Raw genomic sequence first — 13,354 nt, forward strand, 5'->3', positions numbered from 1 at the left:
CCCCCACGCATCGCTTCCAGACCCCGCGGCGTGCCGGGGACATGCCCCGGACGCCCAGCTCCAGCAGCCGCGGCGGCCGGCAGCTCGAGCTCGCGCAGCCGGCAGCGTCCCTCCGCGACACGTCCCCGCTCGGCCCGCGCTCGCGGACCCCTGGGCGTAATACGCAGGCCAGCGCCGTGCCGCCTACCCTCGGCCGCAGCTCTGCCGGCGGACATCCACGGCACGCCGGTCTCCCCCATGCGTGGATGACACGGCAGTCATCGCCGCCAGAAGCACCACATGCCGCGGCGCTCCGCCTCCCTGCTCGTGAGCTCCTCGAGCTTGCCCTCCACGCGGCTCAACTCCTGCTCGTACCAACGCAGGTCCGCCTCGCGCTGACTCCTCTTCCGCTCGGCTTCCTCCGCAACTTGATCCTCCAGGCGCTCAGCACGGAGCGTCAGCTCGTCCTGCCAGAAGAGGCCACCGAAGATGGCCACAGAGGACAAGAGCAACCCCCACGCCTCGATCGAGTCGACCACCGGGCTGCGCCAGACAAACCCGGCCGCCAGCGGCACGCAGGCCACGCCGAACGCCGCAAACGCCCAGATGGACCGCGCCCTGCCAGCCTGCCGCGTCGACACCAGGGCACGGAGCACGGCCACGAAGAACACCCACGCCAGGACGAACAGCGCGCGCAGCTCAGGCGACATCGCAGGCTCCCCTCCAGGGGGCGGCGGAGCTGAAAATCCCAGGCTGTCGTCCTCCGAGGCCAGCACGCCCAGCGTCGTTACAGCGGACCAGATCGCCCCCACGATGGCCCCCCACGCGGCCAGCCACCTCCCGCGAGCTTTGAGTTGCGAGGCCCGCTCCGCCGACGCCTGCTCATCGCCTGCCATCTACCCTCCTACCGGGAACCCCCGGGACTCGGCCTGGCGCCGATCCACGCCGCCGGCACCCTCCGCCCATCTTGTCCCGACTCAGCCGCCAGAGAGCCCACCTCCCGCGGAAATCGCTGTCGACCCAACGACCACGCCGGGGACGTGCCCCGGACCCGCGGCCGCCGGCGCCCCGAGCTGAAGCAGCCGCGGCCGCCGGCAGCACATCTCCACGCCACGTCCCCGGCCGACCCGCGCTCGCGGACGCGTTCGCTCCGGGCTGGCCGGGCCGGGACGTCCGCACGCCGGCGTCGCCGTCGAGTGGACGGGGCCGCCGACGCTGCGACCATGGGTGGCCCTGGCGGTGCTGCCCCCGTGTGCGCGTCCCCCCGGCTCCGCAGGTGTCTTGCCGGCCCGGGGCTGGAGCGTTGGCGCATGAGACGACGGCGGCCCCCCTCCAGTGAGGGGGGCCGCCGTGGCGGGGAGGTCAGCAGAGGTTTGCCTGGCAGTCGGGGCAGATCTGGGAGATGATCCGCTCCCGCTCCACCTTGGTGCGGTGGGGCAGGACCTCGTGGACGGGCTGGCCGGCGTCCAGGGCGTCCGCCTCGTCCTGGGTGATGGAGACGTAGTCGGCCTTGCCGCAGAGGGGGCAGAGGCAGTCGATGTCGGCGCTGTCCGGGCCGTAGACGTTGTAGATGCGGTGGGCGATGCGTCCCATGGGGCGTTCCTTCGGTGAGGGGTGCAGGCCCCCTGATGGGGCCCGCTACGTGTCTAACCATACACGTCCCCCGCCTACCGCACAAGCGTCTTTCGCGGTCGGTTCAACAGCAGCTCATGCTGCATCTCCGCGACACGTCCCCGTCCGATCCGCGGGCCCAAGCTGCGGCCGCGAGCTCATCCGCACGCGAGCGCCGCGGCCGGTCATGCCGGCTCGGCCGCGGCCTCCTTGGCTGCGGAGCTGCCCGCGATGAGCTGCGCGATGAGCTCGGCGTCACCGGGGGAGCTGGCGGCCGGCGCCTGCGGCTGCTCCAGCAGCTGCTCGACCCAGTCCGGCGTCTGGTCATGACGCTGGGCGAGCACGTAGGGCCCGCGGAGCAGGGCGGGCAGGTTGTAGGCCCACACGACGGGGTCCTGGGCGTAGGTGGCGCGCCGGCGCTCACCGCGGCCGAGGTCGTCGACGGTGGGGGTGGGCAGCTCGAGGTCGAGGTGCCCCTCGGGGTCATGGATCTGGACGTCCTCCCCGTCAACGTGCACGTATCCGACGTGCCGCTGGAGGCCGGAGGGGCCGTCCAGGTGGTGGATGGTGATGGTGAACATCAGATCTCCTTATGTTGATCCTGCATCAGTTTATCAGCGCTCGTAGAGATTCGACAGGCTCAGGATCCGGCCCTTGCTCTGCATCAGGCGTGCCCGCCGGCGCACCTCGTGGAAGCGGCCTTCCTCGATCGTGCCGCGCAGGCCCAGGCCGTCTTCGGAGTCCAGGAAGCGGGCCAGGATGGCCTTCTCCTCCCGAGTGGTCGCGCGGGCCTGCGGGTGCTGGGAGCGCGCGGCGACGAACATCGAGGCGTTCACGCCGCCGACGCCGTCGGTGAAGGCGAATCCGTTGTCGATCGCCGAGAGGCCGCGGCGGTCCATCAGGACGTTGCCGCGGTGGCGGTCGACCTGCCCGATCAGGCAGTCGAAGAAGGCCAGATCGCTGGCCTGGTCGGAGTGGTGCTCTGCCATGTGCATCACGTTCATCTTCGCCATCATCGGCCCCCCGGGGACTCCATAGGAGATGGAGCCCCACTGGCCGTCGTACTTGACCAGGGCCACCGGAGGCACCAGAGCCGCGTACTTCGGGCCCAGCGCCTGGGCGAACTGCGAGGCCGCGGCCTCATGGGTGGGCTGGTGCCGGCCGTCGTGGCCATAGTGCTCGGCGGTGTCCATGTCCAGCTCGTCGTAGGGCTTGAAGTAGCCGCACGCGCCGTCGTCCCACACCAGACGCTTGATGTCGTTGACGCCCTTGCCCGCGACCGGCGCACCCTCACGCGCCGAGTCCATCCGCATCAGCTGCCGCTCTTCGGCGGTGCGCCCCTGCCGCTCCACCAGCAACGCCACACGGGCGGCTTCTTCCTCGCCGCACTGGTTCTCCCATTCCGACCACTCAGGTCCGCGAGCGCCCGTCGAGGCTGAGCCGGGAGCCGGGGTCGGGGTGCGGTGGTCGCGGCCGGCGCCTGCGCCTGCGCCGCCGACGGCTCCGCCGCCACCGGCCACTCCGGCGCCGCCAGCGCCCCCACCTCCGCCGCCGCCTCCTGCTCCGCCGGCGGCTGCGGCGGCCGGCGCTCCCCCGCGGGCCGGTCCTCGGCGGGCTGGGGCCTTGGGGTCGTTGCGCAGCTCGGTCTTGGCCGCCTCCCATCCCTTCTTGGCCGGGCCCGCGGCGCGGGCGAAGACGCTTTCCGGGGCGCCGGCCTGACCGGCCCACTCCTTGATCTCGTTGATGGGCTTGCGCTGCTTCTTCAGCTCGGCCAGCTCGTCAGCCTTGCCCTCGGCCTTGGCCCATCGGGCGATCTGCTGTCCGATCGCCCGGTTCTCCCGTCGACGCTTCAGCGCGGCATCCCGTGCCGTTGCGTTCGGGGGGCATCGACGTCCGTGGGGACACCCCGCCTCGCCCTGAGCCCTGCACATGCCAACCTCCTGGTCCGATCCATCCGCCCTGCACGGGCGCCTTCACTGACCACAAGGCCGGGCTCTCCGCGACATGTCCCTAGCTGCTGACGAGTCCGTCAGGTCAGTCGTCCAGGCCGCGGGCCCGGCGTCTGGCGGACCGATAGGCGGCGATCATGACGATGGCCACGAGCACGGCGCCGGCCCCCAGGACCAGGGGGAGGCTGACGCCGACGCCGGTGTCTGCGAGCTCGAAGGCGGCCTGGTCTGCGGGGACGAGCAGGCCGATCTCCAGCAGGCTCTGGCGCACGGAGTTCATGGCGCTGGCGGCCCAGGCGGTGAAGGCGCCGGTGCCCAGGAAGAACATGCCGGCCAGGGTGATCCAGATGATGTCGGTGCCGTCGCTGGTGCCGTTGGTGTTCGCGCTCATCTCAGTTCTCCTCGTGTTCGACGTGGCGGGTGGGCAGCATCTCGGTGGCGGCCACGGAGATGCCGCCGGCCTCCCCGGTGTCGCGCTCGATGTACTCCAGGTAGATCCCGGTCTCGTCCTCCTGGGGGTCCTCGGCGAGCACCGCCCAGGTCTCGGCGTCGGGGTCGATCTGGATCAGGTCGCCGGCCTGCAACTCCTCGGCCGGGGACTCGACGGGCTCGCCGTAGCCCTCGAAGAGGTCCTGCTCGTCGTCGGGGACGTAGGGCACGTGCTTGCGCTCGGCGATCACGGGGCGGCTGGGGTCGGCCAGCACAGCCGGAGAGGGGCGCCCGGTCGGGCGTTCCTCGACCGCGGCAGTGGCGGGAGCAGTGTTCAGGGACTGCAAGGCCGCGAGCGCGCCGGCCGGGACGGCCGCGCTGGCGGCGGGCGCGGTGGCCGGCTGCACCTGGGGCTGGTCGGGGGCCTCGTAGACGCGGGCGTCCATGTAGTCGGCGTAGCTGGTGCGGTCCTCGTTGCCGTCCAGGTCCACCGTGACCGGCTCGAGGATCTCCACCAGCATCTTCTTGTGCACGACTTCGCGGGGGCGCACCGCGGCGACGCGCTGGGGGTCGTAGTCGTCGGATCCCGGGTCGGGGTTGGGGGCGTAGATGGTCTGGATCATGACGGGCACGCCGGCGGAATTCAGGGCCATGCCGCGGCCCTTGATGTGCCGGGGGATGGTGGTGCCGACCACGTAGGAGTCCCACATCATCTTGGCGCCATCGGGGCTGAGGCGGGACATGGCCACGCGCATGCCGAGGTTGTCGCGGAACTCACCGGAGATGAAGCGGGTGTCCGCGCGCTGGAGGCCGATGAGCATGTGGATCTTCGCCGAGCGGCCCAGGCGTCCGATGTTGCCCAGGCGCTTGAGCACCGCGGACTTGGAGGATCCGCCCTTGGGCTTGACCTCGGCCCACCAGTCGTCGGCGGCCTCGAGTAGCGTGGTGGCCTCGTCGACGATCAGGGCCACGGGCTCGAAGTCGGCGGAGGTCGCCTTGCCGGCCTCGATCAGCGCGTAGCGCTCGTTCATCAGGTCGTGGGCGTCCTCGATCAGCTTCACCTGGTGCTCGATGCGCGAGGCCAGCCGCTCCACGTTCGGCCAGTCCCGCAGGCCGATGAACTCGATCCGCTTGCCGTCGATCACCCAGACCTTCCAGCCGGCCTGGGTCAGGCGCTGGACGACGTTCTGCTCCACGACGGTCTTGCCCGAGCCGGTGGTGCCGACCACCACCATGTGGGGTTGCTTGCGGGGGTGCCAGGAGAGCTGCTCGCCGTCCTCGTCCACACCCAGGGGGACCTGGAAATCTCGGTAGTCGGCGTGGGTGCGCACCAGCGGGGAATGCTCCGGCGGGGGCAGGACCAGGGAGGGCATCGGCTCGCGGGCGGAGAACACGACGGTGTCCTCGACCAGGTTCCACTCCGGGACCCAGTCTCCGGGCACGCGGGTGGCCAGGACCCGCTCCACGCGCAGCCGCTTGGAGGCCATGGCCATGTTGCTGCCCTGCTCGTGGGCGACCTCGATGCGGGTCGCGTCGCCGTCGTTGTTGAGCTCGACCTTCACGCGGGCGGACTCGCCCAGCAGGTCCCGCACCACCCGGGATGCGCGTTCCACGGTGGGGTCGGTCTTCTCCACCTGCTCGGCCTCCACGGCACCGAGCACCACGCGGCGCTTGCGCGGCAGGTGGGCCTCCACCTTGTACTTGGCCCCGAGGCTGACCGAGGCGACCTCGGCCAGGGACTTCAGCCACTCCGGGTCTGGCACCACCCTCGCGTGGTAGGTCAGCTGCACTTGCTGGGGCAGGCCGATGAACCCCCCACGCCAGCGGGAGAGCTTCACCGCGGCCCGGGACGGCCGCGGGCGGATCAGCATCACCGGGCAGATCTGCTCGGTGAAGTGGTCGGCGATCTCGGCCCGCTGCCGCGCCCGCTCGGCCACCACCAGGGATGCCGTCGAGACGCCGGCGCCACCGCCGGCGACCGTGTAGGCCAGGGCCGGGTCGGTGGCGGCGAACATGCCGGCGGCCAGCGCGCCGGCGGCGACCAGTCCTGATCCGATCCCGAGGAACTTCGCCGGCTGCGGCTGAGGGGCCAGCACCCTGAGCCCCTCGTCGACCTCCTGGTGTGCGCCGGCCTGCGCCGTGCCCACACCCATCTGCGGCTCCATGTCCACGCTCATCTGCGGCCTCACCCTCTGGCCCCGAGGACGGGGCCGACGACTCTCGTTCACTGCCCATAAGGCCCGCCCGCGCCGCCGATGTCCCTCCCCCCGCCTCGCCGACGCACCTGTCGAGATGCAGGGAAGATTGCACAGGACACGCGAGGAGGACTGCACAAGTCCTCCTCTGCGACCTCACGTGTGCAATGTAGTGTCCGACGGCGTGCGGCTCACCTGTACAGTCCGTATGCCACTGTTCAGGGGCGACTAGAACCCGGGATCCGCCGTACTGCCACCCATCGCGGGTCCTTGGGTCGGATGCTCACGCGCGTACCGTTCTTCAACGGACGGGTGACCCCGTAGACGATCACACCCCATCCGTCGACCCAGCCCTCCGCCCAGTCGATCCCGAGCTGCTCAACCCGCTGCTGCACGGCAGCCTGGCATTCCTCGTCGAGGATGACGGCACCGCGTCTATCGAAGAAGTTAAGGAAGACCTCCTTGCCCCGCACCACCGACTGAACAGGGCCCCACACGATCATGTGCTTGCCCATGCGCGCCTGATCGTCCGGGTCCAGATCTGTACTGGCCCACACGACGTCTCCCCAGCGGACCCGCTCGCGCTCGGGCAACTCCAGCCACCGGTCCGGGGCCGCGTGAGTCGGATCGCGCAAGAGATCGGTCAGCATCGCGCCGATGCCATGGGTGGACTGATCGAGTTCTTCGACCCCCGACTTGCCCGAGGGGTCGGCACCCTCCCCGGCATACGCAGTCGTCCCCGGCGTCGCTTCACCACCTCTGCCGCCGCTTCCGCTCGCAGGCGGCGTCTCGGGGCTGATCTTCAACGCGCCCCCGGGGTTATCCCGCCGCGGCTGGACGGCGTCGACCTCGCTGCCCCCTCGAGAGCCAGCCTCTCCTCGCTTCGGACACTGTTCCGTGTGCTCGCCCCGAACTCGGAAGTGAGGCGAGCGCCCGTTGATCGACTGGCTGACCAGCGAGACAGGCATCCCGCAGTCAGCCTCCCCGCATATGAACAGCTCACCGAGGGCTGCCTGCCACTCCTGGTCGCCTCTTGCCCAGATGTCCTGAGCTGCAACAACGCGACCCGTCTTCTCATGCACCGCCGTTGCCATCGTCATGGTCCCCGCTCCGTTCCCACTCGAACCGCTCGTGTGACGATGTCTACACGAGGCTGTTAAGAGCGTCCAGAGAGCCGGAACGGCCCGAGCCAGCTCGGTCCACCGCCCCACGCTCGGCATTCACCCGGCCCAGAAAGGGAACCATGGCATACGGATCTGCTGCAGACTTGCCGTCGATCACCAAGATGAAGAACCAGCTGCGCGCCTTCGCGCGCCTCGGCCCGCTGGTCCCCAGTGGTACTCGAGAGCAGATGCGCGAGGTCCAGCGTGGCCTCGAGGCCCTCACCCAGACGGTCGATGACTTCTACACGCTGTTCGGGCCGGAGCACTGGATCTTCCATGACAGCCTCAATGTGGACGCGATGAGGTCACTGATGGATGCCCATGCAGGTGATCCCCAGGCCGCGGAAACCGCCCTGGTCACCTGGTACAACGAGGAAGACCACCTTCGGTGGATGATGCTCAGGCTCAACCGGCACGCACCTCTTCGCCCTCGCATGCACCTACTGGAGCTCGCGTGGGCAGACCAGCAGGCCGGCCGCTATTACGCCGTTGTGCATGTCCTCCTGAGTGTCATGGACGGCTTCGTCAATGACCTCAATCCGCAGCACCCGCAGGGCCTCCACGCTCTCGATGGCGAGGACCTACAAGCGTGGAACAGTGTGGTGGGACACCACCAGGGCCTGTCCGCGGCGCACCACTCCTTCAAGAAGGGGTTCAAGAAGCGGAACAACGAGCCGGTCACCGAGCTCTACCGGCATGGCATCGTGCATGGAGCCTTGACGAACTACAACAACGCCGTAGTCGCCACGAAGGCTTGGAACCGCCTCTTCGCCGTCGCCGACTGGGCTGCCTCCAAGGATGCCGAGGCGAAGGAGTTGGCGAAGCCGGCTGCGCCCACGCTCATGGAAGTTCTCCGTCAGGTGGGACGCACTGCGCGGGACCGCAGGGAGATGGAGGCGTTCATCCCCCAGAGCCTGGGCGCCCAGGACCCGGCATTCCCGTCGCATCCTGCCGTCCAGCTGGTGTCGGAGTTTCTCCAGGCGTGGCGGCGCCAGAACTACAAGGGGATGTCAGACCAGGTGGTTCTACGGTCCGCACAGGTCCGCCCCGTCGATCTGCGCCGTGAATACGACGGTCATGAGCTCCAAAGCTATGAGCTCCTAGAAGTCGACCACCACGCCTTCAGTGTGGCCGTAGTGCGCGTGCGTCTGGAGACACCTGACGAGGTCTACTTCCCTGCGATCCGATGCCTGCTGACGGACGAGAAGGGCTCTGCCGCAGTTCTGAGCGACGAGGGCCGCTGGGCTCTCCCACAGTGGCAGTACCACTTCATGACGCAGCACGCCGACGAGTGAGCCCTTCTGAGCGGTACGTGCAGCGTCAGCGACGAGGCAGCCAGGACGCGGGGAGCCCCTCGCATCCCCTTGCTCAATATGGGGCCCCGTACTGGGCGCCAGGGGGTGGGCCGGTCACATCCGCTCTCCACCCCTCGATCGCAGGCAGATCGAGTTCGAGCGCTCGGAGGGTTTCGTAGAGACGTTCATGGCGGGATAGCCCGCCGTCCCAGCTCGGCGGTTCTACAAGGAGGCCGCCCCGAGAGTCGTAGGTATTCCAGCTGACGGTCGTGCCAGTGGAATCCGGGGCGAGGATGCCGGCCGTCGGGCGGCTCGGCTCATAGCACCAGAGTTCTTCGCCGACGAACTCCAGGAACACTTCCGACAGAGCCCATCCAGGCCGAGAACCCAACAAGTTCGACAGGCTCATCCGGTCAGGGGGCTGTTCCCGGCCTCCTGCGGGCGCCCCGCTTGGCCGGCCACTGGCTAACGCCCGGCGCTCGCCGCGGTCTTCCTTGCCCGCACGCCTCTTGCGCTTCGATGACTTCGACATCTCTCCTCGTCTCCTGCGTCTCAGCCGATGAGGTAGCTGATGGCATCGGGGGTGGTGGTGTGGTCTTTCGCCCATGCACGGCTGCCTTCGTTGCTGGGTGGCACGAGGTCGAGCCAGGCGTTCAGAGCCCCTCTACCCACTCCCACTGAGCCGGCGAGGATCTGGTGGGCGATGAGGAATACCTCCGCACGCAGCTCGGGGCAGTCCGGGGCGCTCACACCCCACCGCGGGCCGCGCTCCTTAGTGCGTGCGCGCGCCTCGACCCGCACCTGCAGGGCCCATCCGGGGAGGCCTGAGGCGGGGCTGATGGCCGCGATGTGGATCAGGAGCACCGCGATGGACCGCATCCGGCGCAGATATTCGGCGCCGGGGACGGGTTCGCCGTGGCAGAGGACGACCTCTCCGCGGAGAGCTTCGAGCACTGCCTGTTGCTGATTCAGGGTCCCGGCGCCGGCTGGCACCCGGGTCGCGGTACCGAGGTCGTGTTCGCACTGGGGCACCCGTCCGGGGACACGGGGGTTGCCGCACAAGGTGCTGAACCCGGAGGCCCGTAACCCCTGCAACCGGGTCGAGCTGAATCGCCCCGGGTTTGTTAGAGGCTCGCAAGTGCCGTCCCGGCGGGCGCCGACACGGGGTTCTCATGATGGTAGACGTCCTCGAACTCGACCGGAGGAACCATCCCGATCTCCCCGTGCACGCGGCGATGGTTGAACCAGTCGACGTACTCTGCGACCGCGATCTCCAGGTCTTCGATGGACGTGAACGGGCCCTTGTTCCGGATCAGCTCGGCCTTGAACAGCGAGTTGAATGCCTCCGCGAGGGCATTATCGTAAGAATCCCCCGTCGAGCCGACCGAGGCTGTCGACGACGCGTGAATACTGACCCCTGAGCGTCGGGGAATTTTGACCCCTTCCGGGCATCCTTTGGAGGGTGATCAATTTGGAACAGTGGGCAGAGATCAGGCGGTTGCATCGGGCGGAGGGCGTGTCGATCAAGGAGATCGTGCGTCGGCTCGGTGTGGCGCGAAATACGGTGCGGTCGGCGTTGGCGTCAGAGACGCCGCCGTCGTATCAGCGGGCAGGGAAAGGGTCACTCGTTGACGCTGCGGAGCCCGAGATCCGCAAGCTCTTGGTGGTGGATGCGAGGATGCCGGCGACGGTGATCGCGGAGCGGATCGGGTGGGAACACTCGATCACGATTCTGAAGGATCGGATCCGGACGATTCGTCCGGAGTATGCCGGGGTCGATCCCGCGGATCGTCTGATTCATCTTCCTGGCGAGAGCGCGCAGATGGATCTGTGGTTCCCGGAGCCGCGGATCCCTGTCGGGCATGGGCAAGCGTTGATGCTGCCGGTGCTCGTGATGACGTTGACGTTCTCCCGGTTCCTGTCCGCGGTGATGCTCCCGTCCCGGCAGGCGGGCGATCTGGTCGCGGGGATGTGGCAGCTGATCTCTCGTGTCGGGCGGGTCTCGAAGACGCTCGTCTGGGATCGTGAGGCCGCGATCGGGGGGAAGGGGACTGTCACGCAGGCCGCGGCCGCGTTCGCGGGAACGTTGGCGACGAGGATCGTGCTCGCCCCTCCGCGGGATCCGGAGTTCAAGGGCATGACCGAACGCAACAACCAGTACATGGAGACATCGTTCCTGCCCGGGCGGTCGTTCGCGTCACCGGACAGTTTCAACAGCCAACTCGCGGAGTGGCTCCCGCGGGCGAACTCCCGCACGATCCGCTCGCTGGGCGGGCGACCTATCGACGTGGTGGAGCGGGATCTGCAGGCGATGACCGTGTTGCCGCCGCTGCCGCCGGTGACGGGGCTGCGAAACCGGGTCCGATTGGCGCGGGACTACTACGTCCGCATCGATGCCAACGACTACTCCGTTGACCCTCGCGTGATTGGGCGGCTGGTGGATGTGACGGCCACGCTGACACGAGTGATCGTGATCTGCGATGGCCGCACCGTCGCTGACCACGAACGCTGTTGGGCGAAACACGCGACCGTCATCGACCCTGTCCACGTCGAGATCGCGAGGGGGCTGCGCTCCACGTTCAGCGCCGCGAAACGCGACCGAGAACGACTGCACCATCGCGGGCAGCCAGCGGCCAGCGTGGTGTTTCGGGAACTGCCCGACTACGACGAGTTGTTCGGCGTCGATTTCCCTGTCGATCCTCGAACCGGTGAGGTCCTCTGATGCCCGAAACGGAGATCGCGGCGACGATGGGATACCTGACCCGGGCGTTGAAGACCCCCACGATCGGCCGGGTCTGGGAGACCCTCGGCGATCAAGCCCGCACCGAGGGCTGGTCCCACGAGGAATACCTCACCGCGGTCCTGTAACGCCAGGTCGCGGACCGGGAAGCGAACGGAACGACACTGCGAATCGCGGGCGCTCACTTCCCCGCGGTGAAGACCCTGGACGACTTCAACGCCGACCATCAGCCCTCGCTGCGTCGCGATGTCCTCGCTCACCTCGCGACGACAACGTTCATCCCGAAAGCGGAGAACGTGATCCTGCTCGGCCCACCCGGTGTCGGCAAAACACACCTCGCGATCGGCCTCGGCATCAAAGCCGCGCACGCTGGATACCCGGTGTTGTTCGATACCGCGACCGGCTGGGCTGGCCGACTCCAGGCCGCGCACGCAGCCGGCCGGCTCGAGCATGAGCTGAAACGACTCCGCCGCTACCGGATGCTGATCATCGACGAGGTCGGCTACCTGCCATTCGACGCGGACGCCGCGAACCTGTTCTTCCAACTCATCGCGTCCCGCTACGAGCAAGGCTCGATCGTGCTCACCAGCAACATGCCCTTCGGCAGATGGGGTGAGATCTTCTCCGACGACATCGTCGCGGCCGCGATGATCGACCGACTCGTTCACCACGCGGAAGTCCTCACCCTCGGCGGGGACTCCTACCGCACCAGGGCACGCCGCGAGCTCCTCAAGACCCCCGCACAACCCGCGGGCAAGTAACAACACATCAATTCGAGGGGGTCAAAATTCAACGACGATAAGGGGTCAATATTCGGCCGACGTTGACAGAGGCGACTGCGCCGGCCTGGGCCAGCCGCTGGGTGTAGCGCACAGCGACGTACTGGACTCCTTTATCGCTGTGATGCCGCAGCCCGGCCACGTCCTGACCAGCACGCTGACGCGTCCAGAACGCCATCTCCAACGCGTCCAGCGCCAGGTCCGTGCGCAACGACTTCGACAGCTGCCACCCCAGGACCCGTCGGGAGAACACGTCGATGATGAACGCGGCGTACACCCACCCGGCGAAAGTGCGGCAGTAAGTGATGTCAGCGACCCACAGCTGATTCGGGGCGGCCGCGGTGAAGTCGCGCTGCACCAGGTCCTCACGCTCATCCGGGCCCCGGCCCGTCACTGTCGTGCGTGGACCCTTCGCGCGGCTGATCCCGCGCAGTCCTGCGGCACGCATGAGCCGCTCGATCGTGCACCGGGCAACCTGGATGCCCTCACGGCGCAGTTGCGCGTGGATCTTCCGGGCCCCGTAGACCCCGTAGTTGGCCTCATGCACCCGCCGGATCTGAGCGACCAGCCGCTTATCGCGCAGACTGCGGGCCGAGGGCCGGCGTGTCTTGGCGGCGTAGTACGTGCTCGGTGCGATCTGCGTGCCCGCTGCGGTCAGTGTGGTGCAGATCGGCTCGACACCGAACTCGTGCTTGTGCTCGTCGATGTAGTCCACGATCACCGGTGTGGGCGGTCGAGCTCCGCCGCGAAGAAAGCCGAGGCCGAGCGCAGGATCGCGTTCGCCCGCCGCAGCTCCCGGTTCTCCTTCTCCAGCTCGGCCATCCGGGCTGCCTCGCTGGTCGTGACCCCAGGGCGGTGACCTTCATCGATCTCGGCTTGGCGGACCCAGTTGCGCAGCGTCTCGGGGTTGATTCCGAGTTGTTCTCCGACGCGGCGGAACGCTCCGGACTTCGTGGCGGGGTCTTGACGGGCTTCGAGGGTCATCCGCGTGGCGCGTTCGCGGAGCTCGTCGGGGTATTTCCGTGGTGCTGGCATGCTCTGCATCCTTCCGTTGGATCAGAGCCTCCACCAGACCCGGGGCGATTCAATCAGCTCAGGGATCGCTCGGGCCGGGTGACGGGCCTGGCGCCGGCGTTCCTTCACCTGCGCGGCGGCTGCGAGGATGCGGTACATGGTGGCGATCGAGCACAGGTACACCCCGCGCTCCAGCAGCG

At 68.5% G+C, this 13,354-nt stretch carries 13 protein-coding genes, 3 pseudogenes and 1 other annotated feature; of the genes and pseudogenes, 4 read left to right on the forward strand and 12 right to left on the reverse strand.

The annotated features are described in order from the left end of the window. Window positions 1-257 precede the first annotated feature (257 nt). The 7 genes from J1M40_RS12460 to J1M40_RS12490 form a co-directional block, all read right to left on the reverse strand. Complete coding sequence (locus J1M40_RS12460; RefSeq protein WP_206450863.1) at window positions 258-875, reverse strand: hypothetical protein; 618 nt, start codon at window positions 873-875, stop codon at window positions 258-260. A 466-nt stretch (window positions 876-1,341) separates the two neighbouring features. Then, on the reverse strand, window positions 1,342-1,572 hold the full coding sequence (locus J1M40_RS12465; RefSeq protein ID WP_031943917.1) for a hypothetical protein: 231 nt from the start codon (window positions 1,570-1,572) through the stop codon (window positions 1,342-1,344). Window positions 1,573-1,775: 203 nt separating this feature from the next. After that, window positions 1,776-2,171 (reverse strand): hypothetical protein, encoded by a 396-nt coding sequence (locus tag J1M40_RS12470; protein WP_049159949.1) that lies wholly within the window; start codon window positions 2,169-2,171, stop codon window positions 1,776-1,778. A gap of 33 nt (window positions 2,172-2,204) precedes the next feature. Beyond that, entirely contained in the window at window positions 2,205-3,521 is a 1,317-nt protein-coding gene (locus J1M40_RS12475) for a hypothetical protein (protein ID WP_206450864.1), read from the reverse strand. Between the two features lie 103 nt (window positions 3,522-3,624). Continuing rightward, a complete protein-coding gene (locus tag J1M40_RS12480; protein WP_031943914.1) occupies window positions 3,625-3,930 on the reverse strand; it encodes a hypothetical protein in 306 nt (101 codons plus the stop codon). A 1-nt stretch (window position 3,931) separates the two neighbouring features. Then, entirely contained in the window at window positions 3,932-6,145 is a 2,214-nt protein-coding gene (locus tag J1M40_RS12485) for a type IV secretory system conjugative DNA transfer family protein (protein WP_206450865.1), read from the reverse strand. Between the two features lie 236 nt (window positions 6,146-6,381). Then, the gene (locus J1M40_RS12490) at window positions 6,382-7,263 is read right to left on the reverse strand and encodes a hypothetical protein (RefSeq protein WP_206450866.1); all 882 of its coding nucleotides are present in this window, start codon (window positions 7,261-7,263) and stop codon (window positions 6,382-6,384) included. 143 nt (window positions 7,264-7,406) lie between these two features. Here J1M40_RS12490 and J1M40_RS12495 point away from each other — a divergent pair, with 143 nt between their 5' ends. Next, window positions 7,407-8,621, forward strand: coding sequence for a hypothetical protein (locus J1M40_RS12495; RefSeq protein WP_206450867.1), 1,215 nt, complete (start codon window positions 7,407-7,409; stop codon window positions 8,619-8,621). Between the two features lie 552 nt (window positions 8,622-9,173). Here J1M40_RS12495 and J1M40_RS12500 read toward each other — a convergent pair. Continuing rightward, entirely contained in the window at window positions 9,174-9,575 is a 402-nt protein-coding gene (locus J1M40_RS12500; RefSeq protein ID WP_206450868.1) for a hypothetical protein, read from the reverse strand. A gap of 233 nt (window positions 9,576-9,808) precedes the next feature. After that, a pseudogene (locus J1M40_RS12505) lies at window positions 9,809-10,009 on the reverse strand (integrase core domain-containing protein); the annotation flags it as partial. A 74-nt stretch (window positions 10,010-10,083) separates the two neighbouring features. Here J1M40_RS12505 and istA point away from each other — a divergent pair. The 3 genes and pseudogenes from istA to istB form a co-directional block, all read left to right on the forward strand. Continuing rightward, window positions 10,084-11,343, forward strand: coding sequence for an IS21 family transposase (gene istA / locus J1M40_RS12510; RefSeq protein WP_135040290.1), 1,260 nt, complete (start codon window positions 10,084-10,086; stop codon window positions 11,341-11,343). Beyond that, on the forward strand, window positions 11,343-11,489 hold the full coding sequence (locus J1M40_RS13005; protein WP_306432519.1) for a hypothetical protein: 147 nt from the start codon (window positions 11,343-11,345) through the stop codon (window positions 11,487-11,489). Before istA ends, J1M40_RS13005 begins: the two co-directional genes overlap by 1 nt. Before the next feature lie 12 nt (window positions 11,490-11,501). Continuing rightward, window positions 11,502-12,122 (forward strand): annotated as a pseudogene (gene istB, locus J1M40_RS12515) (IS21-like element helper ATPase IstB); the annotation flags it as partial. A 28-nt stretch (window positions 12,123-12,150) separates the two neighbouring features. Here the strand turns inward: istB and J1M40_RS12520 are convergent. The 3 genes and pseudogenes from J1M40_RS12520 to J1M40_RS12820 form a co-directional block, all read right to left on the reverse strand. Next, window positions 12,151-12,855: an IS3 family transposase gene (locus J1M40_RS12520; RefSeq protein WP_206450869.1), complete on the reverse strand. Its 705-nt coding sequence runs from the start codon at window positions 12,853-12,855 to the stop codon at window positions 12,151-12,153. Next, window positions 12,769-12,897, reverse strand: a sequence feature (AL1L pseudoknot). It overlaps the preceding gene by 87 nt. Next, window positions 12,858-13,175, reverse strand: a complete 318-nt coding sequence (locus J1M40_RS12525) for a transposase (protein WP_206450870.1) — start codon at window positions 13,173-13,175, stop codon at window positions 12,858-12,860. Its footprint overlaps the feature before it by 40 nt. Window positions 13,176-13,226: 51 nt before the next feature. Beyond that, window positions 13,227-13,354 (reverse strand): annotated as a pseudogene (locus J1M40_RS12820) (IS3 family transposase); the annotation flags it as partial.

Origin of the sequence: Micrococcus sp. KRD026, from assembly GCF_017168445.1 — a bacterium.
GTDB lineage: Bacteria > Actinomycetota > Actinomycetes > Actinomycetales > Micrococcaceae > Micrococcus > Micrococcus luteus.